The sequence below is a fragment of the Taibaiella chishuiensis genome (genome assembly GCF_003014535.1).
GTDB classification, from domain to species: domain Bacteria; phylum Bacteroidota; class Bacteroidia; order Chitinophagales; family Chitinophagaceae; genus Taibaiella; species Taibaiella chishuiensis.
Genome location: NZ_PYGD01000013.1, coordinates 21,335 through 45,179, shown reverse-complemented (window position 1 = coordinate 45,179; position 23,845 = coordinate 21,335). Strand labels below are relative to the sequence as shown.

At 47.8% G+C, this 23,845-nt stretch carries 20 protein-coding genes and 1 tRNA gene; 16 read left to right on the top strand and 5 right to left on the bottom strand.

Annotated elements, in window-relative coordinates:
- Positions 1 to 54 precede the first annotated feature (54 nt).
- From fbp to B0I18_RS22635, 7 genes are all read left to right on the top strand, one after another.
- Positions 55 to 1,083, top strand: coding sequence for a class 1 fructose-bisphosphatase (fbp, locus tag B0I18_RS22665; protein ID WP_106525054.1), 1,029 nt, complete (start codon positions 55 to 57; stop codon positions 1,081 to 1,083).
- A gap of 92 nt (positions 1,084 to 1,175) precedes the next feature.
- Positions 1,176 to 2,048, top strand: coding sequence for an SDR family oxidoreductase (locus tag B0I18_RS22660; protein ID WP_146146852.1), 873 nt, complete (start codon positions 1,176 to 1,178; stop codon positions 2,046 to 2,048).
- A 185-nt stretch (positions 2,049 to 2,233) separates the two neighbouring features.
- Entirely contained in the window at positions 2,234 to 2,881 is a 648-nt protein-coding gene (locus B0I18_RS22655; protein WP_106525052.1) for a TetR/AcrR family transcriptional regulator, read from the top strand.
- A complete protein-coding gene (locus tag B0I18_RS22650; protein ID WP_106525051.1) occupies positions 2,859 to 4,226 on the top strand; it encodes a TolC family protein in 1,368 nt (455 codons plus the stop codon). The genes B0I18_RS22655 and B0I18_RS22650 overlap by 23 nt, the downstream gene beginning before the upstream one ends.
- 68 nt (positions 4,227 to 4,294) lie before the next feature.
- The gene (locus B0I18_RS22645; protein ID WP_106525050.1) at positions 4,295 to 5,404 is read left to right on the top strand and encodes an HlyD family secretion protein; all 1,110 of its coding nucleotides are present in this window, start codon (positions 4,295 to 4,297) and stop codon (positions 5,402 to 5,404) included.
- Positions 5,405 to 5,493: 89 nt separating this feature from the next.
- Positions 5,494 to 7,068 carry a DHA2 family efflux MFS transporter permease subunit gene (locus tag B0I18_RS22640; protein WP_106525049.1) on the top strand — a complete coding sequence of 525 codons (1,575 nt, stop codon included), beginning with the start codon at positions 5,494 to 5,496 and terminating at the stop codon, positions 7,066 to 7,068.
- 108 nt (positions 7,069 to 7,176) lie between these two features.
- Positions 7,177 to 7,467, top strand: coding sequence for a hypothetical protein (locus tag B0I18_RS22635; RefSeq protein WP_106525048.1), 291 nt, complete (start codon positions 7,177 to 7,179; stop codon positions 7,465 to 7,467).
- A 71-nt stretch (positions 7,468 to 7,538) separates the two neighbouring features.
- On the opposite strand, the gene B0I18_RS22630 is transcribed toward B0I18_RS22635, so the two are convergent.
- A complete protein-coding gene (locus tag B0I18_RS22630) occupies positions 7,539 to 8,276 on the bottom strand; it encodes an ATP-grasp domain-containing protein (RefSeq protein ID WP_106525047.1) in 738 nt (245 codons plus the stop codon).
- Positions 8,277 to 8,408: 132 nt separating this feature from the next.
- Between B0I18_RS22630 and B0I18_RS22625 the strand changes: the two genes are divergently transcribed.
- Positions 8,409 to 9,914 (top strand): ArnT family glycosyltransferase, encoded by a 1,506-nt coding sequence (locus B0I18_RS22625; protein WP_106525046.1) that lies wholly within the window; start codon positions 8,409 to 8,411, stop codon positions 9,912 to 9,914.
- Positions 9,915 to 9,993: 79 nt separating this feature from the next.
- Here B0I18_RS22625 and B0I18_RS22620 read toward each other — a convergent pair whose 3' ends face one another.
- Positions 9,994 to 10,950, bottom strand: a complete 957-nt coding sequence (locus tag B0I18_RS22620) for a hydrogen peroxide-inducible genes activator (protein ID WP_106525045.1) — start codon at positions 10,948 to 10,950, stop codon at positions 9,994 to 9,996.
- 76 nt (positions 10,951 to 11,026) lie between these two features.
- Here B0I18_RS22620 and B0I18_RS22615 point away from each other — a divergent pair, with 76 nt between their 5' ends.
- The 5 genes from B0I18_RS22615 (at position 11,027) to B0I18_RS22595 (ending at position 15,779) form a co-directional block, all read left to right on the top strand.
- On the top strand, positions 11,027 to 11,485 hold the full coding sequence (locus B0I18_RS22615) for a PaaI family thioesterase (protein WP_106525044.1): 459 nt from the start codon (positions 11,027 to 11,029) through the stop codon (positions 11,483 to 11,485).
- A gap of 59 nt (positions 11,486 to 11,544) precedes the next feature.
- Positions 11,545 to 12,285 (top strand): glycosyltransferase family 2 protein, encoded by a 741-nt coding sequence (locus B0I18_RS22610; RefSeq protein ID WP_106525043.1) that lies wholly within the window; start codon positions 11,545 to 11,547, stop codon positions 12,283 to 12,285.
- 76 nt (positions 12,286 to 12,361) lie between these two features.
- Complete coding sequence (locus B0I18_RS22605) at positions 12,362 to 13,432, top strand: acyloxyacyl hydrolase (protein ID WP_181358586.1); 1,071 nt, start codon at positions 12,362 to 12,364, stop codon at positions 13,430 to 13,432.
- Positions 13,433 to 13,476: 44 nt separating this feature from the next.
- Entirely contained in the window at positions 13,477 to 14,871 is a 1,395-nt protein-coding gene (locus B0I18_RS22600; RefSeq protein WP_106525041.1) for an RsmB/NOP family class I SAM-dependent RNA methyltransferase, read from the top strand.
- Between the two features lie 17 nt (positions 14,872 to 14,888).
- Positions 14,889 to 15,779: a tetratricopeptide repeat protein gene (locus B0I18_RS22595; RefSeq protein WP_146146851.1), complete on the top strand. Its 891-nt coding sequence runs from the start codon at positions 14,889 to 14,891 to the stop codon at positions 15,777 to 15,779.
- 66 nt (positions 15,780 to 15,845) lie between these two features.
- Here the strand turns inward: B0I18_RS22595 and B0I18_RS22590 are convergent, their stop codons facing one another.
- The 3 genes from B0I18_RS22590 to B0I18_RS22580 form a co-directional block, all read right to left on the bottom strand.
- Positions 15,846 to 17,276, bottom strand: a complete 1,431-nt coding sequence (locus tag B0I18_RS22590; RefSeq protein ID WP_106525039.1) for an L-serine ammonia-lyase — start codon at positions 17,274 to 17,276, stop codon at positions 15,846 to 15,848.
- Positions 17,277 to 17,394: 118 nt separating this feature from the next.
- Positions 17,395 to 17,943, bottom strand: coding sequence for a fasciclin domain-containing protein (locus B0I18_RS22585; RefSeq protein ID WP_106525038.1), 549 nt, complete (start codon positions 17,941 to 17,943; stop codon positions 17,395 to 17,397).
- Between the two features lie 77 nt (positions 17,944 to 18,020).
- Complete coding sequence (locus B0I18_RS22580; protein ID WP_106525037.1) at positions 18,021 to 19,220, bottom strand: DUF2062 domain-containing protein; 1,200 nt, start codon at positions 19,218 to 19,220, stop codon at positions 18,021 to 18,023.
- Positions 19,221 to 19,308: 88 nt separating this feature from the next.
- On the opposite strand from B0I18_RS22580, the gene B0I18_RS22575 reads away from it, so the two are divergent.
- From B0I18_RS22575 to B0I18_RS22565, 3 genes are all read left to right on the top strand, one after another.
- Positions 19,309 to 19,382: transfer RNA gene (locus B0I18_RS22575), tRNA-Pro, on the top strand.
- Between the two features lie 478 nt (positions 19,383 to 19,860).
- Entirely contained in the window at positions 19,861 to 23,400 is a 3,540-nt protein-coding gene (locus B0I18_RS22570) for a hypothetical protein (protein WP_106525036.1), read from the top strand.
- Positions 23,397 to 23,840, top strand: a complete 444-nt coding sequence (locus tag B0I18_RS22565) for a response regulator (RefSeq protein ID WP_106525035.1) — start codon at positions 23,397 to 23,399, stop codon at positions 23,838 to 23,840. Before B0I18_RS22570 ends, B0I18_RS22565 begins: the two co-directional genes overlap by 4 nt.
- Positions 23,841 to 23,845 lie beyond the last annotated feature (5 nt).

Sequence of the window (23,845 nt, the reverse complement as noted above, 5' to 3'; positions counted from 1 at the left end):
TCTGTGCCGGTTAATTTATTACCTTTGCAGACCAAAATATCTATACTTTAAAACATGGCTACATCCCGCAAACTGATTACGCTTGATGAGTTTACCATCCAGCAAACCCGTGAATTCCCCAAAGCTACCGGAGAACTTTCTGCTTTATTACGCGATATCTCCCTGGCTTGCAAACTGATTAACAAACAGGTCAATAAAGCCGGCCTTGTAGATATTATCGGGAAATTCGGCGCTACGAATGTGCAGGGCGAAGAACAGATGAAACTCGACGTGTATGCGGATGAGGCGCTGATCAATGTACTGCGTAACAGTAACGATTGTGCGGGTATCGGTTCCGAGGAGAACGATAACTTTATAGCCTTCGAAGATGAATATTCCGTAAATTCAAAATACGTGGTATTGTTCGATCCGCTCGACGGCTCTTCCAATATCGATGTGAACGCTTCTATCGGTACTATTTTTGCGATCTACCGCAGGGTATCGCCGCTGGGCCAGCCCTGTACCAAAGAAGACTTCCTGCAGCCGGGCAATAAGCTGATGGCCGCCGGTTATGTAATCTATGGCAGCAGCACCATGCTGGTATATGCCACCCGCCTGGGCACCAATGGTTTTACCCTCGAGCCTTCTATCGGCGAGTTCTGCCTGTCGCATCCGCAAATGAAATGCGCAGAAAAAGGCAAGATCTATTCCATCAACCAGGGCAACAGCCGCCACTACGAAAAAGGCATGCTCGATTTCCTGGATCATTGCATGGAGATCAATAAAGAAGAAGGCCGTCCTTATTCGCACCGTTATATCGGTTCGATGGTAGCCGACCTGCACCGCACACTCATTAAAGGTGGTGTGTTTATGTATCCCGGCGATAAAAAGAGTCCCAATGGTAAACTGCGCCTGCTGTACGAGTGCAATCCCATGTCCTTCATTATCGAAGCGGCGGGCGGCCTGAGCACCGACGGTCATGGCCGTGTACTGGATATACAGCCTACCGAACTGCACCAACGCGTGCCGATCTTTATCGGTTCTAAAGATATGGTCAATAAAGTGCTCGAATACATCGGCGCTTCCGAAACCGTAGCCGAGTAAACCTGCTTCAACGATCGAACCCATTGCCGGACCCCAGGGTAGGGCAATGGGTTTTTAACGATACCCTCCAACACCTGCAATCCTGTTTTACCATGAAAGTATTTATATCCGGGGCTTCCGGTTTATTGGGCGGCAACTGCCTCAAACATTTCAGCGATATGGGCTGGGAAGTAGTCGGTACGCACCTTTCCTACAGCACCGATGCCACCGTTTTTTACAATACCCTGGAGCCTGCGCACCCCGATAATTTTGATGTTAAAGCCTTTGCGCCCGATGTGATCGTGCATTGCGGAGCGCTTACCCATGTGGATTATTGTGAAACGCATCCTGAAGAAAGTTATGAAAAGACCGTACAAAGCACCAAAAACCTGATCGCGGTAGCGCAGGATTGCAAGGCCAGGTTCGTCTTTATCTCTACCGATTATGTGTTCGACGGCAACGACGGTCCCTACCGCGAAGATGCCGCCGTAAACGCATTAAGTATATACGGCCAGCATAAGCTCGAGGCCGAAACCCTGTCACTGCAGGCCCTGCCCGATACCCTTGTATTAAGGGTTACCAATGTATATGGTGATGAACTGCGGGGTAAAAACTTCGTAGCGCGTATCGTGGAGCAGTGCCGCGAGGGTAAAAAGCTGACGCTTAAACTGCCTTACGACCAGTTTGCCAATCCTACCAACGCTTTCGATATTGCCCGGGCCATGTTCGTATTGCTGCGCGATAGCAAAAGCGGCATTTACCACATCGGCGGCAGCGATTACATGAACCGTGTAGAGCTGGCGCTCCGGGTAATCAGTTATTTTCCCGGTGCTTCCTACGACCTGCAACCCGTAAGTACGGCCGAACTGCAGCAGCCTGCTGCAAGGCCTTTGCTGGGTGGTTTCGTAAAACTGAAATTCGCTTCCGAGTATCCCGATTTCCTTTTCGGCACCGTAGACAGCTACCTGCAGTCTTTGACGAAGTGAGTATAAATTATATTTATAATTATGAGAAGGCGCACCCACACTGCGTCTTCTCTGCATTTACGGAAAAAAACAAGCCGGTTAACAATAAATTTTCTTTAAAAAATTAATTAAACGTTTGTTTAATTCAAACGTTTGTTTAATTTTGTGGTTGCAAATGTCAACCAATATGAGCAAAGCTAATTAATATGGAAATAGAACTGAATGAGAAGCAACTGCAGATCATGAAAAAGGCCCTGGAGGTATTTGCTGAGAAGGGGTTCGATTCGGCATCTGTGAGAGACATAGCGCAACGTGCAGAGGTAAATGTGGCCATGATTTCCTATTATTTCGGATCCAAAGAGAAGTTACTGGAAGCCATCTTTATGAACAATACCCAGTTCATGAAAAACAAGATCGCCGCCATTATTCATTCCAAAGCCCACGGGCCTTTCGAAAAGCTGGACCTGCTCATTGACACTTATGTAAGCGTGATCGTGGAGAACCGGGATTTTCACCGGCTGATGATGCGGGAGCAGGTACTGATCAAGCAAGGACCGCTGTATAGTTCCATCCGGGACATGAAACGGCAAAACCGTAACCTGATCGAAGTGGCCGTCAAAAGCGGTCAGAAAGCAGGGATCTTTCAAAAGAACATTGATATCAGTATGCTGGCAGCTACCCTTTTTGGCAGCGTACACCATTTCTTTTCCAATTATAAATTTATATGCGAAGAGAATAACATACCCGAAGGGGACGATGAAGCCTTTAATACCAAGGTCATCGAGAAGTTAAAGAGTCATTTAAAAGTAATGTTCAAAGCATTTTTAACCTATGGAATCTCCAACAAAAAGTAAAGGTTACCTTGCCTTTATCGCACTATGTTTATCCTCCAACGCCCTGTTTGCGCAGCAAACCCGGCAGGTAAGCCTGCAGGAAGCCGTGCAGCTGAGCCTGGACAACAATAAGTCACTTAAAGTATCGGCGGCCAAGATCGACCAGGCCAGCGCCGAACTGAGTGAAGCTAAAATGAACCAGTACCCCGATCTTAAAATATCCGGATCCTACCTGCGCGTAAACCAGCCTAATATCGATATGAAGGTAAAGCTGGGGGGCAGTGGCAGCGGTGAAGGCAGCGGCGGCAGCCAGGAGATCAAAGTGGACCAGGTGGCCTATGGTATGGCTACCGCTTCGGTGCCCCTGTTCTCGGGTCTGCGTATCCGCAACGGCATCGAATCGGCCAAATACCTGAAAAAAGCCGCAGAACTGGATGCCTATAAAGACCGCGACGAAGTGATCCAGAATACCGTAGCCGCCTATTACAACCTGTATAAGGCCCAGGCCGCGGTAAAACTGGTAAACGAAAACCTGAAGCAGGCACAGCAACGCGTTAAAGACTTCAGTAATATGGAGCAGAACGGCCTGATTGCCCGCAATGACCTTTTAAAAGTACAATTGCAGGAATCGAACGTAGAACTGGCCCTGGTCGATGCGGAGAACAATCAGAAGATCGCCAATTTTAATATGAACCTGATGCTGGGGCTCGATGAGAAAACCGAGCTGAGCCTCGACGATTCCGGGCTGGGCGCCAAGTATAAGATCCAGAGCATGGAAGAGTGGGAGACCACAGCTATTGCCAACCGTGCCGACTTCCAGGCCCTTGATGAGCGGCAGCAGGCGGCTAAGGCCGGCGTAAAAGCGGCTAACGGCGGTTACTTCCCCTCTGTAGCGCTTACCGGCGGTTATGTAGCGGCACATATTCCCAACTTCCTCACGGTTACCAATGCCGTAAACGTAGGTGTGGGGGTAAGTTATAACATCGCTTCGCTGTATAAGAACGGCGCCAAGGTAAAACAGGCTAAGGCACAGCAGGAGCAACTGCACTGGTCTTCGCAGGAAATGAACGAAGGCATCCGGATGCAGATCCACCAGGCTTACCAGAACTACCTCGAAAGCCAGAAGAAGATAGAAGTGTATGCCAAAGCCGTAGAGCAGGCCCGCGAGAACTACCGCATTACCAAAAATAAATACGACAATGCGCTGGCCACCACCACCGACCTGCTGGATGCCGACGTAGCCCAGTTACAGGCTGGTATCAATTACGAGTATGCCAAAGCCGATGCTGTAGTCGCTTATAACAAACTGAACGAAACTGCCGGCCTGATCCAGAAAAGCACGGTAAACGCCGGTGATAAAAAATAAAACCAACCAGTAACCCGAAAAGAGCCCCGGCTCATCATTCTCTCAAATTTTATAGCATAAACATAAAAATGGAAAATAATCAATCCCAACCCGCCGCTGAAGTTGAAAAGAAACCCAAAAGCAAACGCTTCGCAATTGTGTTCGGGGCGCTTGTACTCGTAGGTGGTACCTACGGTGTGATTAAGTATATGCATGCGCAAAAACACGAAGAAACCGATGATGCGCAGGTAGAATCCCTGATCAGCCCGGTTATTCCCCGCGTTTCCGGTTATATCCAGGAAGTACGTGTTAAGGATAACCAGATCGTAAAAAAGGGAGATACCCTGGTGATCCTCGATAACCGTGATTTTAAAATTAAAATAGCAGAAGTAGAAGCCAGTATCGCCGCAGCACAAAGCAGCGCAACCGTGGCCGATGCCGGTATACCGGTAGCTACTGCCAATGTGATCTCTGCAGAATCGAACATCAGTACGGTAGATGCGCAGATCGAAGCGGCCAAAGTAAACCTCTGGAGAGCCAACCAGGACTTTGCCCGTTACCAGAACCTGATCAAAGACCACAGCATTACGCAGCAACAGTTTGAGCAGGCCTCTGCCGCCAAGCAGACTGCCGAGCGCCAGCTGGATATCCTGAAAGCACAGAAACAAAGCGCTGCCCGCCAGACCGCGGTGATCAGCCAGCAGAAACACGTTTCCGCCGGACAGGTATCGGTAGCCAATGCCGCCATCAAGCAACGCCAGGCCGAGCTCGAAGCGGCTAACCTTAACCTGAGCTATACCGTTATTACCGCACAGGTAGACGGACAGATCTCTAAGGTAAACCTGCAGCCCGGTCAGCTGTTACAGGCTGGTCAGTCGCTGTTCAACATCGTACCCGGTGATTCTAAATGGGTAGTGGCCAACTTTAAAGAAACCCAGCTTACCAAAATGAAACTGGGCCAGAAAGTGATCATTAAAGTAGACGCTTTCCCGGATCACGAATTTGAAGCCAAGCTTACTTCTTTCAGCCCGGCTACCGGTTCCAAGTTCTCCCTGCTGCCTCCCGATAATGCGAGCGGCAACTTTGTAAAGGTGGTACAGCGTGTACCGGTTAAGATCGAATTTACCGATATAAAAGACGAACGCCTCAAACAACTGCGCGCCGGTATGAACGTGCAGGTCGACGTTCACCTGAACTAAATATCGACCCCGGCCCGAGGGCCGGGGCCTGCCATAAACAATTTTTAACCACGAATCAATTCCTCGTTCCAAGAGGATAAGGGGTTTTTATGCAACAAGAATCTTTAGTTGAATATGGCAGTCGGAGGGCTATCGTTACCATCACCGCGATCCTGTGCGCGTTGCTGGAAATTGTAGATACCACGATTGTCAATGTCGCCCTGAACGACATGAAAGGCAACCTGGGTGCGACCTTATCGGAGATTGGCTGGGTAATTACCGCCTATGCGATCGGTAATGTTATCGTTGTACCTATGACGAGCTGGTTGTCGCAGCAGTTTGGCCGCCGTAACTACTTCGCTGCCTCGGTATTACTATTTACGGTATGTTCTTTCCTATGTGGTAATGCCACCACGATGTGGGAGCTCATCCTGTTCCGTTTTCTGCAAGGTGTAGGCGGCGGTGCGCTGCTGGTAACCTCACAGACCATTATTACAGAAAGCTGGCCGCCCGAAAAACGCGGTATGTCGCAGGCCATTTATGGTCTGGGCGTTATTATCGGTCCTACGCTCGGACCGCCGTTGGGTGGTTATATCGTAGAGCATTTTAGCTGGCCTTATATCTTTTACATCAATATCCCGATCGGTGTTATTGCCTGTATGCTTACGCTGCAATATGTGCGCAGCCCTAAATACGCGAGCAAGAAGTCGGCCAGCGAGATCGACTGGTGGGGCATTATTTTCCTGGCCATGGCTGTAGGCTCGCTACAGTATGTGTTGGAACGCGGGCAGGAGGACGACTGGTTCAATAACCGGGAGATCCTGATCCTGACCATCACAGCCGTATTAGGATTTTATTTCTTTATCTGGCGTGAGCTTACCTATAAGAATCCCATTGTGGAACTGCGGGTATTGAAAAACGGGAACCTGCGTATCGGTACCATTCTATCGTTTATCATGGGCTTCGGTTTGTACGGCTCTACCTTCGTGGTACCGTTGTACCTGCAGAACTCCCTTGGCTGGAATGCCCAGCAGGCGGGTATGATCATGATCCCGGCAGCATTGATGACGGCCTTTATGATGCCGATTATCGGGCAGGCTCTGCAGAAGGGGGCCAAACCCCAATACCTGGCGGCCGTAGGTATGTTCCTGTTCTTTGTTTATAGCCTGTGGGGGCGCAATATTCTTACCCCCGATACCAGCAAGGAGGCTTTCTTCTGGATGCTGATGATGCGGGGTATGGCGATGGGTATGCTTTTTATCCCGGTTTCGATGATGTCGCTGTCCACGCTTAAGGGACAACAGATCGGGCAGGGGGCGGCCTTTACCGGTATGATGCGCCAGTTGGGCGGTTCGTTCGGTATCGCATTGATCACCACGTTTATGACTATGGGTAATGCTACCCACCGGGTAGACCTGATCAAGAATGTGAGTGCCGACAATGTGGGCTTCCAGCAACAGTTGCAGGGTATGCAGGCCAAGTTTATGGCAGCGGGTATGCCGCCTAACCAGGCCCAGGCTGCGGCTTACCGTATGTTCGACGGCTCGGTAATGAAGCAGGCCGCAGTACTTACCTATATGGACGTATTCCTGTATATCGGTATTATGTTCCTGGTATGTGTGCCCTTCATCCTCATGATCCGCAGCGGCAAGGAAAAGGTAAGCATGTCGGAAGCCATGCACTAACAAGCGTTTGAACCTTATGTTACAGCCCGCTTAAATTTAATTTTTGCGGGCTGTTTTTTTGAAAAAAAGCAAAAATAAAATTTACTTTTGCTGCAAAAAGAGCACTACATGGAATATTGTACATTTACCTTCAAAGTACACTACATCAATAAGAAAATCAAAAGCGATGTGGCGCCGTACAGGGGGGAACATATAGATGAAGAAAGTCTCCGGGAGTTTGTGATAGAAAACTTTTCAGGCGCAGCCGGTAGTTATGATGCCATTGAAGTGGAAGTAAACAAAACCTATGCCGACGAGCAGGAATGGATTACGGATATTATCGATCTCGACTCCTTCCGCTACCTCCAGAAAGTGAACGGTTACGCCGGCGAATTGCTGTTGAAGTATTTTGGTAAATAATAAATGATTTATATACAAAGGCTCACCCTTAAGGGGTTGAGCCTTTTTCTGTTCCTGCAAATCGGTGCAGATCAAAACGCACAGATGTCGGTAGTACCGGTAAGTTGCGCCCATCTTGCCGACAGGAATCGGGCGTAATCGGTAAAGTAAAGTCCGTAAGCGCCTACGCTGTATCCTTCGTTTACTTCGACCAATAAGGTGCGCCCATCGTCGGTTACGCCCCAATCCATGGCATAAGCGGCCGGTGCATCTTCAAACGCTGCCAATGCCGATTCGATGACTGCCGGGTCATACTGGCAACGCCAGTCGCCTCTGTAAGGTCTTACATCGAGTATCTTTCCGTATCGTACAAATACCCGCCATTCCCGTTTAAATACTACGGGTTCCGAAACCCATACCGGTATATTGTCAAACTGGTCGCCCGTGGCCCTCAGGTCGGCCAGGCTCCTGACGACCCTGCCAGTAAAGCGTTTGGTTGCTATTTTGGGTTTCACAAATACCTGCCAGAGATCCGGGTTGTTGCTTATTTCGTTGATGGTCGATGACCAGGTTCTTCTGCCGAGGTAGGTTTGTAAGGAGGCTGGGTAATCGATACCTTCCGGGAAAGGCTTGCCCAGGTGTTGTAAGGCGGCCTTTATAAACTGTATCGAGCCCACGGCAACACAATCCGTATCGTCCTGCGGCAGCGCAGCTATATCCTGTATTTCGATAATATGGAAGCCGAAGTGCCGGAAACCTTCGGCAGCAATATGGTAATTGATGTGTGCCGGGTCGCCGTCGTGCTTATAATGCTCGATATATAAACGCATACTGCAAGGTATTGATTTTACCAGAACTCCTGCCTCCGTGTTTGGAGATTGCCAATTATCCATTATTTTGCAGGCTTAACGCGATATACCGGCTTCGTTATATGCGTTATATCGTATCCAAAAAACGCGTACATGACTCCTGCTGCTCCCGGGTCTTTTTTCAAAGACCGTTTGTTCTTACTGCTCCTCCTGCTGGTCTTTGTCCTGTGTAAGCTACCGCATCTCGATTACCCTTTTTACTGGGACGAGTGCTGGCCTTATGCCACGGCGGTGCGGCGTATGTACGACGCGGGCCCCGGTCTTTTACCCGGCGTTATTCCCGCCGATTATTCCAGGGGGCATCCCATGTTGTTCCATTTCCTGGCAGCGGTATGGATGAAGGTATTCGGCACTTCGCATGTGGCGATGCATGCCTTCCCGCTTTTTGTTTCGGTACTGGGTATAGCAGGCGTGTACGAGGCGGCGCTCCGGCTTTTTAACCGCAACATCGCCATGATCAGCGCCTTGCTGCTGGCATTCCAGGTTATGTTCTTCGTGCAGGCCTCCTTCCTGTTGCCCGAGGTATTCCTGGCTTTCCTGGGTTTTTTCAGCATTTACTTTTATGCACAGCGCCGTTTCGGCTGGACCATACTGATGCTTACGGCCCTGTTCTATACCAAGGAGAGCGGCATGATCGTAGGTATGGTATTGGGCTGCGATGCGTTATGGAACCTGCTGCGTGGCAAAGAGCCGCTCCGGGCGCGGTTGTGGCTGGTGGTTTCTGTTACCATACCAGTACTGCTTATCGCGCTGTTCTTCGTGTTGCAAAAGATGATTATGGGCTGGTATGTATTTCCTTTCCATGCCGGGCTGATCGAGCTGGAGCCCCTGCTGGTATTGGAAAAACTGAGGAGTTGCTTCGATGTCCTGTTCGTACACGACCTCAGGCAATACCTGTTACTGCTTTTTATCCTTCTTTTTGCAGCGGTGGCTATAAAGCACAAACGGCTGGGCGCTTCGCTGGCCTTGCTCCGCGACCTTTGGCGCAAGGGTACGCCGGCGCAATTGCGCTTTATCCGCCTGTCGCTTATTTTTATCCCCTTTTTCCTGCTCTTTACCAGTATAAATATGTTTATCGGGCGTTACCTGTTTATCGCTTTGCTGCCGGTGCTCTTTATCGGCGCTATCCTGCTGGAGCGGTATGCCACGACGGTTATGGGCCGGCCAGGCCTGGTGGTATTACTGGCGCTGATCGGTGGTATCGAAGCTATGGCATTTTACAAAAACAACGGGCATGGCGATACCGACCTGGGCGCCTTTGCAGGCATGCGGGTACAGCAGGCATTGGTCGATTACCTGGAACAGCATCATTATTACCAGGCTGCCATCGGCACCAATGCTTACCTGGAACGCATGCACCTTACCGATCCTTATACCGGTTATCTTAAGGGCACGGATACCTTTGCCCGGGTAACCTGGCAAATAACGGCCGCTACTGATATTGCCGTGTTCGATAATATAGAGCCGGACTACCAATGCGAAAATGTGAAGGCAGATACCACGTTCCTGCGGGTATTCCGCGTAGACCGGGGCACCGCCTGGGGCGAGATCTATATCCGGAAGGCCTTGCTGCGTAAAAATGAAGCAGCAGTGCGCTAAACGGTTGCAGCTATTAAAAAGAAAAAGAGACCGATCACAGGATCGGTCTCTTTTTCTTTATCGGTATCAGTGGTCCGGGTTACAGCTTGGCAGCCTGGATCCTTAAGATTTTGCGGTTTTTCTTTTGTACCCTCATTTTTTCCGGTACCAGTTTCAGGATCTCGTCCATCAGGGTTTGCAGCACCGAAAGCCGTACAAAGTGATCGTTGGTGACCAGCGATATTTCGCGCACGGGCTCTTCGCCGTCGAAGTAGCGCACGTTTTCGCTCTGGTCCTCGGTAAATTCGAAAGTGGCGAGTTCCGGTAAAATGGTTACACCGCCGTTTTTATCGACCATTTTACGCAGGGTTTCTACATTGCCCGATTCGTATTGGTAAGGGCGGTTTTCCTGCAGTTTGTCGATATGTTCGCTACAGAGGTTCATGATCTGGTTGCGCAGGCAATTGCCTTCGTTCAGCATCCAGATGCGTTTCATATCGATGTCTTCGGGGGTTACGAGCCTTTTGGTCAGTGCTTTTTCGTCTTTGCCGAAGTAAGCGACCAGTGATTCGTAGAATAAAGGATATTCTTTAATATGCGCTTCTTCGAGCGGCGTGCTCAGCAGGGCGCAATCGATTTCGTCGTCTTTCAGTTTTTTGATAATGTCCTTGGTCTGCATTTCGGTTACGATGAGGCGCAGTTCAGGGTGGGCCTTGGCGTGGTTTTCCAGCAGTTGGGGCAGGATAAAGGGGGCGAGGGTAGGGATAATGCCCATACGGAACGTGCCGGCTACAGAGCCCTGGCGGTGTTGTATAAGCTCCTGGATCTTATTGGCTTCGGCAAGAATTACTTTTGCCTGCCTTACGATTTCTTCACCTACTTCGGTACAGGTAATGGGGTGTTTGTTCCGGTCGAAAAGCCTTACATTAAGCTCCTCTTCCAGCTTGTGTATCTGCATACTCAAGGTGGGTTGGGTTACAAAGCTTTTTTCTGCTGCTGCAACAAAGCTCTTATAGGTGGCTACGGATACTACGTATTCGAGTTGAGTAAGCGTCATATAAAGGTGATTTTTTTGAAGGAAACAAAGATAATAGATTGTAGCTTTGCAGCGTTTAAAAATATACATAATTGTAATGGCAGCAAAACTTTTGGAAAGGCTCCGGGAAATGCAGGGCACGGTGATTGAAGATTCGAGGTCGCCCGCAGGCAACTGGCTGAAACCAAGGCTGGAGCAGATCGAAAAGGGAAAGGCGGTCATGTCCGTACTGATCCGAAGGGAAATGTGTAACCCGTTCGGCAATATCCACGGGGGTATGATGTCGCTGGTTATCGACGAGGCTATCGGCTGGGCTATTGTAAGCCTCGAGGCCGAGCTGCATTACACCAGTGTTTCCCTCCATACCGACTTCCTGTATGCCGCCTCCGAAGGGGAGCGTATCACCGCTGTGGCGGAGATCATCCGGCAGGGGAAAAAAATAATTAACGCGGAAGTAAGGGTTTTCAACGACCGGGATGTTTTACTATCCAAGGCCACGAGTAACCTTGTTTCCACCGGGATGCAGATCCTGCATACCCAGGGAAGTTTAAAATAACACGCTCGGGTTTATAATAGATTTTTTATTTTGCAATTGCACTTGCGTAATTCACATTCATGCTAAACGGAAAAAGAATAGTTGTTGTACTGCCGGCTTACAATGCCGCCCTTACCCTGGAAAGAACCTATAACGAGATCCCATTTGATCTGGTTGACGATGTTGTACTGGTTGATGATCATAGTAAAGATGATACCTCGGATGTAGGACGCAAGCTGGGTATTAAACACATTGTACGCCACGAGCAGAATAAAGGTTATGGCGGCAACCAGAAATCCTGTTATACAAAAGCACTGGAACTGGGCGCCGATATCGTGATCATGCTGCACCCCGACTACCAGTACACGCCCAAGCTTATCCCGTCTATGTGTTATATCATCGCCAATGATCTTTACCCGGTTGTATTCGGTTCCCGTATCCTGGGCAAAGGTGCGCTGAACGGTGGTATGCCGCTTTACAAATACGTATTTAACCGTTGCCTGACCCTGTTCGAAAATGTGCTGATCAACCAGAAGCTGAGCGAATACCATACCGGCTACCGTGCATTTTCCGGCGAGGTGCTGCGCAATATCAATTTCATGGCCAATAACGACGATTTCGTTTTCGACAACGAAATGGTTTCCCAGATCTTTATGAAAGGCTACGAAGTGGCCGAGATCACCTGTCCGACCAAATACTTCGAAGAGGCTTCCAGTATCAATTTCAGGCGCAGTGCCAAGTATGGCATGGGCGTATTGCGTGTGTCGCTGCAGCACCGCCTGCATAAATGGAAACTGGCCAAATATAAGATTTACGAATAATCCCCCCGGTCCGGTATCGATGCCCAGGTCTTTTTATGTTTTAGTATCGTTCTTTTTTTGCTGTTCCTTACCGCTTATGGCGCAGGAACAGCAAAGCTGGAAGGGCTTTGGCATAGAAGGCAATGTAATGATGGGCAAAATGATCAAACATACCGCCCGTTTTACCGGCACCTTACCCGAACGGTCCTATTCCGCCGAGCTCAATTTTGTAAAACAGTGTTACGGTCAGAAAGACTGGCAGCAACGGCGGCATAACCCGCAGTTGGGCGTAGGCCTGTACTATACCAACTACAATAAAAATGATGTTTACGGCCAGGTATTCGGCATCTTTCCCAATATCCAGTTCCCGCTGGTGCATGGCAAGAATATTGAATGGACCCTGCGGCTGGGTATGGGTGTATGTTATGTAACCAAGCCCTATCAACGCACGCCTGTAGCCAATACGGAAAACACCGTGATCGGCGGGCATTGGAATAACCTCAGCCCTTTCTCTACCGATCTGCGCTGGCATATCAGCGACCAATGGGACCTGCAGGCCGGTCTTAATTTTTCCCATGTATCCAATGCTTCTTTCCAGCAGCCCAACCTCGGTATCAATATGTGGGGCGGGCATATCGGGCTGCGTTATTTTCCCGTAACCTCGCGGCCGGATCCTATACGGCGCCCGCTCGAACCCCTCAAAAACCGCTGGCTGCTGCAGGGCAGGGCCAGCATTGCCTTTGTAGAAAGTCCGCCGGCCGACGGTCCCCTGTACCCGGTGTATATGGGGGCGTTGTACGTAAGCAAGCGTTACTGGAGCAAGAACAAAGTTTATGGCGGCGCCGATATCTATTACAATACCCGCATGTACAGCCTGCTTAAAAGTATCGAACACTTCAGGGGCAGCGAAGGGGCCCAGTCCACACAGGTAGCGGTATTCCTCGGTAATGAGTTCCTGGTGGGCCGTATCGGCCTTATCGCGCAGGCAGGTTATTACCTTCATAAAATGGACGATCAGAAGTCTGATTTTTACCAAAAGATCGGCGGCAACCTTTACCTGGTACAACGGGAAAAGGGCCTGCTGAAGGAACTCTTCTTCTCGGCGATCCTGAAAACCCATACCACTACCGCCGAATTATTTGAAATGGGGATTGGTATCGGTATTTAACGAACTTTGCCCCTGCGCTCTGCGCTTTTAAAAAGATCTCTCCAGTGAACGAACAGCTTTCTCATATCCTCGGGCAATTGAGCCCCGTGGCCGGTGCCGGCCGTATCGACCCTGCGGCATTGCTGCAGGCACACGAACAAGCCGCCGTAACATCGCTGCGGCTTAACCCCCGCAAACCGGCAGACCTGTCCTTTGCCCTAACCGGCCAGGTGCCCTGGTGCAGTACAGGCCGTTATCTCGGCGAGCGGCCGGTATTTACACTGGATCCCTTATTTCATGCCGGTGCTTATTATGTACAGGAGGCCTCATCCATGTTTGTACAACATGCCGTAGAAGCGCTGGCCGACCGTACTGGTCCTGCTTTGCGGCTGCTCGACCTCTGCGCTGCACCCGGTGGTAAAAGTACCTTGCTGGCCGGCCTGCTGCGCGACGAAGACCTGCTGATCGCCAACGAAGTGATCCAGCCCCGCGCGGCAATACTGGCGGAGAATATGAGCCGCTGGGGGCAAATGAATACCTGGGTAACCCAAAACGATCCGAAAGACTTTACAGCGCTGGGCGCTTATTTCGATATCATGCTGATCGATGCGCCCTGTACGGGTTCCGGCCTTTGGCGCAAAGATGAGGCGGCTATGGACGAATGGTCGCCGGAGCATGTAAAGCTCTGCAGCGAGCGCCAGAAGCGGATTGTAGCCGATGCGTTGCCTGCACTCAAACCCGGCGGCCTGCTGTTGTACGCTACCTGTTCTTACTCGCCCGAAGAGAACGAAGAAGTGCTCGATTGGCTTTGCGACAACTTTCAATTGGAAAGCCAGGCCGTACCGGTACAGGAGGATTGGCAGATTGTCGAAACCCGTTCGGCCGCACACCAGGCATATGGTTACCGCTTTTATCCCTGGAAGCTGCAGGGCGAAGGCTTTTTCCTGGCGGCTTTCCGCAAGCCGGAAGACCAGGAGGAAGCGCCGCAGAAAAAAGACAGGAGCGAAAAGAAAAAAGGCGCAGCCGGCGCTGCGCGTAAGGGCAAGGACGAAAGTGCCCGCTGGTCGCGGTTTATGAAGGTGCCCTTACTGGCCGTGGAGCGTAACGAAGAGTTTTACGGCCTGCACCCGGTACACCAGAAAGATTACGAGTACCTGCAGCCCAGGTTGCGGATCAAAAAGACGGGAACCGCCCTGGGTAAGCTGGCCGGCAAAGATGAGATCCCGGATCATGAGCTGGCTTTGAGTATACACCTGTCTGCTGAACTGCCTGCCCTGGAAGTAAGCCGGGAAGAGGCGCTGCTGTTTATGAAGAAAGAAGAGATCCGGAAAGAACATGCTTTAAAAGGCTGGCAGGTAGTGACCTTTGGCGGCCTGGGCCTGGGCTGGGGCAAATGGTTGCCCAACCGGATGAACAACTATTACCCCAAAAACTGGCGCATCAGGATGGATATCCGCTAAGGTGCCCTATGGTCTTTATGAAAAAAGTTTTTTTATCGCTTAGCCTGTTGTCAGGACTGGCCGGCGCTTTAATGGCGCAGGAGGTTATGCCCTTATCCACGCAGCAGGATACCCTGGCCTTTGTAAACCGCTACCTGGCCGGCTTGTACCAGTCGCCGGAGCATTTTTATTATGATACTTCAGTCATCAATTTCCGGCGGGAGGCCCTGTTGCTGGCCCGTTCGGATGACCGGCAGATGGCCGGCAACGGCGAAGTAACCCTGGGGCTGCTCGACTTGTATGCACACCGGGAAAGCCAGGCTATGGGGCATTTTAAAGCAGCACTGGTCCTCGATTCGGCTTGTTTTCTCTGCTACCATAAACTGCATTGGATCTATTGGTATGGCCGGAATGACTACGGGGAAGCCAATCGCTACCTGAAGCGCAGTATCGCGATCTTTGAACAAAAGGCTGCTGCAGAGCCTGGCAATGCAGACCTGTGGGCACAATTGTACGAGCTCTATCAATTAAAAGAAGGTACCCGTCCGAAGGTGATGGAACAACGTATGACGGCGATCTCCGACAAGCTGGTCGGTATGATGCCCGATAACCCGCACTACTGGTGGCAAAATTCTTTTCATCATAAAAACGATCCCCGAAAAGAAGAACAGGACCTGGTAAGGGCTTACGAACTGCAGCCTTCAGAAGCGGTGTACTGGAACGCGCTGGCCAACTTCTATTGTAACCATAAGCAGGAAGCGAAAATGCGCAAAGTATTGGAAGATGTCCGCCGGTACGAGGAGTCAAGTCCGCAATACTGGTACCAGCAAAAGGCCGTTTACCTCTACCGTTGCGGCAAGAAGGAAGAGGCGGCGAAGGTGTATAAGGAAGCCAGGGCAAAAGGATTTGATATCGTTTATAAACACTGATAGAATGTTATTCAAACAAACGCGGCGCATACCTGGTATGCGCCGCGTTTGTTTTCCGTAGGTGGATCAGCATTCGCTCAATCCCAGCGGTATATTGATGGCCAGGCCGCCATCGGCAGTTTCTTTGTATTTGGTATTCATATCGAGTGCGGTCTCCCACATGGTCTTTACCACGGCATCCAGCGATACGCGGGCATTGTAGGGGTTACTCTGCAGGGCCAGCTGTGCCGCGGTAATGGCCTTGATGGCGCCCATGGTATTGCGTTCGATACAGGGTACCTGCACCAGGCCCGCTACGGGGTCGCAGGTAAGACCCAGGTGGTGTTCCATGGCGATCTCCGAAGCCATCAGGCATTGCCGTACACTGCCGCCGAGACATTCGGTAAGCGCTGCTGCCGCCATCGCCGACGATACACCGATCTCGGCCTGGCATCCGCCCATAGCCGCCGAAATGGTAGCGCCTTTTTTAAAGATGCTGCCGATTTCCGAAGCGCAAAGCAGGAACTGGATGATCTTCTCTTCCGAATCGCCATCGCAGAAGGTAACGAAATAATGGAGCACGGCCGGAATTACGCCCGCAGCGCCATTGGTAGGCGCAGTGACCACGCGGCTAAAGGATGCGTTCTCTTCGTTTACCGCCAGGGCAAAACAGCTTACCCAGTCCAGTATGTACTGGAAGTTATGACCGCCTTCGCGTATCGCCTGCTGCCATTCGGTATAGTTGCTGTAGTTTTTACCTTTAAGCAGGCGTTTGTTGAGTGGCGCTGCACGGCGCGACACATCCAGGCCACCGGGCAATTTACCTTCCTTATGACAGCCGCGGTAAATGCACTCCTGCATAGTATGCCAAATCTGTAAAATGCCGGCGCGGGTCTGGTCTTCGCTGCGCCAGGCAATTTCGTTTTCCATCACGATCTCCGAAATGCTCAGCCCTGTTTTGATACACCAGTGCATCAGGTCCTGGGCGTTATCGATCGGGAAATAGAGTTCGGTAGCCGCCGCCGCATCGTTGGCAGCGCCTTCTTTTTCGACAAAGCCGCCGCCTATGGAATAATAAGTTTCGGCAATGGAATCGCCATCGTTAAAGGTGCAGAGAAAAGTAAGTGCGTTGGGGTGGTGCGGCAACGATTCTGTCATCAGGAACTCGATGTCTTCGCCGGGACGGAATTCGATCTCCTGTACGCCGCCCAGCAGCATACGTTTGTGGGTATGGAGCGATAGTATCGTGGGGTCGATCTTATTGACATCGAAAGTAACGGGATCTTCGCCGCAAAGGCCGAGCATAACGGCAACATCGGTACCATGCCCGTGGCCGGTTTTAGCCAGCGAACCATACAGCAATACGCGTACCTGCGTTACGGCATGTAAGCCTTTTCCTTTCTTTATGCTTTCCAGGAATTGCAATGCCGCACGCCATGGGCCTAATGTATGGGAACTGCTGGGACCAACACCAATCTTAAAAATGTCAAATATCGAAATGCGTTCGCTGGTTTGCACGATAAACTCTTATAAGTAGGGGTAAAAATAAATTTGGAAAAGCTCTGTAATAAAGCTTTTCCAAAATTACATTAAGAAATCCAATTTATCATTACTGCTCCGGCGCTTCCTTAAAAAATCATGGGATCAGTATTTTATCCATCCGGTAGATGATGCCATTGGTCGTTTTAACGGGCGGTAATAATACCGAACGGAAGCCATGGGCGTCTTTGATCACTACATTATTACCTTCTACCAGGAAAGTTACATTACCGCCTTCGCCGATGGTAGGCGCGGTGTATTCGCCGCCGGCCTGTTTAATCTTTTCATGAATTTCGGCAACCGTTTGCGGACCGGAAATCACATGATAGGTAAGGATTTTCTGCAGCGAGTCGATGTTCTCCGGTTTCAGCAGGAAGTCGAGCTGGCCGGGAGGCAGGCTTTCAAAGGCTTTATTGGTGGGTGCGAATACGGTATAACTACCCTGGCCGGCGAAGGTTTTCTCCAATGCTGCGGCATTGATCGACTTTACGAGGGTAGCGTACTCCGGCGAAGACTGGATCAGGAACGCCATTACCGTCTGGTTTCGGGCGGCATTCAGCTTGGCCTGGGTTTGTGCATGCAGCGCTGTTGGTGCGGCGGCTCCGAGGCCTAAAGCCAGGAGTGCGGCCAGTACGACTTTTTTCATCGATGTTGTTTTTTTTTATTACAACACGCTAGTTGTGTATTGGTTGTACATCAACAGCTTTTTATAGGTTTTATAACTTATTGCTGTACGCTGCCCGGCTTCCTGAAGGCCTTGAGTAAGAGCAGCGAGACCAGGAAGGTAAGCAGTCCCAGGGCCAGGGCCAGCACGGCGCCCCCCAGGAAGAAGGCCAGGCCCGCTTCTTTAAACTGGGTAAGGGTAATGTCTTTCCAGCGGAACGCCCAATCCTCGTAACCCAGTATTATTTTGCCGGTAACCAGGCTCAGGGCCCAGAATACGGGCGTTATGGGGAAGATGCTGACATTGGCCGCCAACAGGAATAACGCCTTATTCAACCGCAGGTAAATGGCCAGCGGAATGCCGATGGCCAACTGGAACCCCCATACCGGGAAGATGCCCATAAACACGCCGAAAGCCATGCTCCAGGCTTTACGTTCATTACTCTCGTCAGGACGTACCATTACTTCCTTCCAGAGTTGGGCCCAGCCTTCGCGGCTGCTGAGCCGGCGTACAAAATTGCGGGGATGAATCCATAACAGGGCGATCAGGGTCAGGAAGGTGTTGAGGATACTGATCCGTGTAAAATCTTTAAAAGGGCGGAAATGGCTGATCCGTTCCGCGGCAGGCGGGTAGTAGACCGATACCGGTACCGGTATTACCTTAACGCCTTTCCAGGCCACGCGTACCGGTGCCTCGATCTCGAATTCGTATTTGCGGGTAAAGAACTTCATCGTCGACAGGGGGGCGAGCGGGTAGAGGCGGTAGCCCGACTGGGTATCGGGCAGCCGGATACCGGTTTCGACCCAGAACCAGAAGTTGGAAAACTTATTACCGAAACTGCTTTTGCCGGGTATATGCGCCTGGTCCATATTGCGGGCGCCGATAATAAGCGTGCCGGGCTGTTCTTTTATCGCCCCCAGGAAGGCGGGCAGGTCCTGGGCATAATGCTGGCCATCGCTGTCGATAGAGATGGCATATTGGTAGCCCTGTTGCCAGGCATAACGAAAGCCCTGTTTCAGGGCATTGCCTTTGCCGCGGTTGGGGGTATAACTTACGATTTGCAGAAAAGGGTAGCGTGCCAGTATCGCCTCCGTCTCATCGGTAGAGCCATCGTTAACGACAATGATCTGTCGGGTATAGGCGGCAAGCGATAAGAGGACTGCTTCGAGGGTCTGTGCATTGTTATAAGTGGGTAACAGGACACAGGCCTTCAGGTCTGAAAATTCGGTTTCGTGGGAGGGATCTTGGACTACGGACATGGTTGTTTTTCTGGCTGCAAAGATTATTTCTTTTTTTTTGTTTGAGAAATGAAAAAAATCATTACTTTCGCGTCCCGGTTTAGAAGTTCGGGACGTAGCGCAGCCCGGTAGCGCACTTGCATGGGGTGCAAGGGGTCGCTGGTTCGAATCCAGTCGTCCCGACAAAAACAAACAAAACCCGCTCTCAGAGCGGGTTTTGTTGTTTTAGTATATTTTGGTGATTTTCAGATGTTATTGATCTGCAATTAGTTTGGGTTCGAATCCAGTCGGCAATGAATTGCAAATAAATAAAGCTACGGAGTATTTTTGTTTTCATTTATATTTTATTTTGCAGTAAATTTTAACCCAATGTCTTATAGTAGTGAAGCTGGAATTGGCATCCATAATATTGCCAAATAATTCCTGAAGAATTGAATGGGATATTTCGAGAACAACCATCAGAGGATTTCGATATTGATGGCCAAATGGAAATAATAAATACATTCAATCATTTACGGCAAAACGCCAGAAGAATAGTTTTTAGAACATCATGCATGAATAGCCCTTCTAAAAAGGACGCGTATCTTTGATAAAATAATTAAAATTCTATTTGCAATAGAATATCCTCATTGTATTCACCGACAATATTACCAACATTCCAATGAACTTCTCTGAGTTAAAAGCAGCTTTTTTCAATAAGCCTAAGTTGAATAAAGTCGATTTGTTGAAGCTTATTAAAACAAATTCGGCTGATGTACATGCACTTGAAAAATTTGTGACTCGAGTTGAGAAGGAAATACCAATACTCAAGGCAACCTTGAACAAGATTATTTTGGGTGAAAATTCGCATCCGAAAAGTTATAATGACTTAGGTAGAGGTAGATTAAATTTTTACTCTGAAACTCTCGAGAAAGAGATGCAATGGCAAATGCTTGGGTTTATTAGGCATGCCGCTGCCATTAATGATTTTGTTAAACGAAAAGAGCGTTTTGAGTTTTTATTATTATCTGGCAATTATGAAGTCGCTAGAACTTTGCTTGATGAGATCGATGAGCAAAATGGATACACACTTTGGAGCATTGAACATCGCTTTATATTAGATGAGTATGAGTTCGGCACAGAAAAGAACTGGGAAACTAGAAACTTAGTCGTAAATGATGCCAACGATATGATGGTTCAAATTTTGGGAAACCTTTATAGCGTTAAAGCTGAAAAAAAGGTGTCGTTCTTTCAGTTTAATGAAATTACAAATGATTTTATCGAACAACAAAAGCTAAACGCGTATAAAAATGGCGATAGTTATAGCGAGTACTTTCGTTTTAAAACAAATTATTTTTCATCAATTCGATATAATCACCTCTCTTATCTAGTCTATATGGAAGAAGTCATGTCGGTCATTGACCGATATTTGATGTCAACTAGGATTTTGCAGGAATTGATTACTCGCCAAGAGCTTTTGGGATTTGTATCAACATTCGTTAAGCGTCTGTTGACTGCTCAAATAAACGATAAAAATCTCTTTCAAATTGCTTTTTTATTTATCGACGATTATGACCAAAAACCTGAACAAAAAGATGTCCGTAGTTTAGCAATAATTGATCAATATACTGTTGGGAACTATCAACAAGCTTTCTTGATGGCAAAGCAGTTTCTATCCGAGAATGGTTGTATCACGGAAATAGTTGAGATATATGCCAAGTCAGCAATCGAAGGCAAGATAAATTTTGAAAAAATTACTGACCAGGACAGTATCCTCAATAGTATTGTCAAATGCTATTACGATGTCTTTAACAAAGACAAAGACGCAACCTTGTCATATATAGAGTTGCTAAAGTTATCTACCATTTTTAATAATTCAGCTTTGGGCGTGAATCTGTATGCATTTGTTTCTGGCGAACTCTCGTGGCCAGGTTCAATTGACTATGAACTTTTAGGTATGATTAACAGTGCATTCATCAATCCTAGACTCTCGCTTAAATTTCGTGCTTCGGAAAATTTGCTGGATCACTTTCTTAACCAACTATGCCGTCTTTATCCATCCAGCCCAACTGTGCAAACCTATATTGAGTTGTGCACAAATCAAGAAAAAAACAGTGGGCAATATGCTTTCGAATATGTGCCAACACTAAAGCGAAGTTTGTACAAAAATCGCTCGTTGCTACATCAAAAAAACTATTCTAATTGCATCGATAGCTATGAGCAACTATTAGTGGATGATGAGATTTCAATTCTTTCAAAATTTGAAATTGTCACAAATTTATTCGAATGTTATTTGGCTATATGTGACTATCAAAAAGCATTGAATCTTTTTGTTGACACACATCTTAAAAATCCTGCATTAGCTGGTAAAATGTCTCATGAAACCCTTCTGGAGATTTTAGTGTCTGCGAAATATAAATGTAATGGGGATAAAATTAACCTAATTAGCCTTCCAATCTTCTTTAAAATAAACTGCTCGGATAAAATCAAGGTGAAACAGACTTATGAACTATTCCTTCGGTCTCATAATAACAACACCCCTCGTGATTTGATAGCGATTGCATCCCGATTTCCGAAGACAGAATTAGTTTACTTCTTGTCAACAGTATGCAGCACAGAAATAATGCAGTTATCCAAGGCCTTTAATAGTACTTATGCGGTCAATGAGGAAAGAATCAGCATATGCAAATTTCTAGCTGAATTTGATACTCAGAAACAAAATAGCTATCAGGTAGAGATAGCTGAACTTACTCAGAAAAACACTATAAGCAACGTAATTGGCGGAATTGATGAGCGTAAAATATTTGTCAATGAATCTAAAATTAAAGAGCTAATAAAAAGTGTTGGAAAACAAAATGTTTTACAAAATGAAAGTTTGTCCCCATTGACCAATGAGGCGTTCGAACGGTATGTCCAACTGTTCAATTACATTAGGAGCAAAAAGAGTTATAGAGATTTTAGAACTGTTTTTGAACTTAATGACAACGGTGAAATTAAATTCTTAGAGATGCCCGAAAATATATATTCAGACGTTGATGTTGAAGTTGTATACTTGCCTGCATTTCGGATTTTTGCTGGTTTTTTCCTGTACATACGAGATCTTTTCGTTTCGAGCAAAGAGTTTGGACTCGATGCTTATATAAGCACTAGAATACGACACGGTACGCTTCCTAACCATTTAAGAAGTGTTTTCGAAACATATTCGCTGGTTACTTCCCAAACAGACAATGTCTATGCTGAAAATGAATTTTGGAAGGAGAAATTGGTGCTAGCAGAGACATTGGACGCTAAACTGCAAAGTCAATTCAGTCAATTTTCTTTGAATATTGACACTCTATCCAAAGATATAAAAGACAAATATATTCAATGCGCTATTGATAAGCGAGCGATTAACACTGAGCCGCTGTTTGAATACTCTTATACGGAGAGTGAATTGATATTGCTGTTTGCTAAAGATTTTGTTAATATAGTTGACCTAGATTCATTTATCGAAAGATGTTTTAATGAACTGTGGCGAAGGACGGAACATTGTCTTAGTGTTATAAGGCAGCAATTTAATGTACAATTCAAAGATAAGTATGTAGCATACATCGACGAATTACACTCAAATATACTCGCCGCAGCTAGCAATAAACAAGCAGTGTCTGAGTTAACAAGCAGCTTAATGACATGTCGTACAGAAATTCAAACCAAGTTAAACAATATCTCGGAGTGGTTTCGTCGATCAGAAAGTAGCTTCGATGGCAAATATGACTTGCAGATACTTGCAGAGGCAAGCATTCAAATCGCAAAAAATATCCACCCAAATTTTCCTTTTGAAGTGGAAAAACAGATAGACTCTTTCTACATAAAAGGTGAGTATCATCAGCACTTCATTGACTTGATGAATAATATTCTTTTCAATGTTATCAAACATTGTAGCCTTCCACATTATGAGTTGCACGCGAAGATGTCTATCATGGTGCAGAACGATATTTTAGAGCTGCGGTTTGAAAATAACGTTCTTAATTCAAACAGTCATGAGGCTAAGCTGGAGATGATTAAGGCAAATTGGTATAAGCCAGATGCAAATATTCGTCAAGAAGGAGGAACGGGCTTTCCTAAAATTAAAAAAATTCTGAATGCAGATTTGAATAGGAAGGCTAGCAAATTTGATTATTCATGCATTAACAACAAAGTCGAAATTGCGATAGATTTTGAAACAAAAGATTTGCAACCATGAGAATTCTTATCATCGAAGACGACGAACTCAAACACCAGCACCTAGAGAAATACGTAAAGACACTCTTGCCTAATGTCTCCTTTTGCTGGAAAAAGTCTTATCAGAGCGGGCTACAGGAAATTACTACCAATCCATATGATTTGGTACTATTAGATATGAGCATGCACATTTTCGAAAAAACAGCTAGAGAATCTGGTGGAAATTTTGAAACCTACGCTGGGCGGATGATTTTGAGTGAAATTGACATTAATGAGATAGCTACAAAAGTTATAGTCATTACCGGATATGATGTTTATAGTGATGGTAAAACTCTTACAACTTTGAAAACGGAACTACGTAATGAATTCGGTGACTTTTATGTAGATACCATCTACTTCATCGGCGGCGAAGAGAAATGGAAGGCTGAATTAGCACAATTGATAAAAATGATATTTAACTAATAACA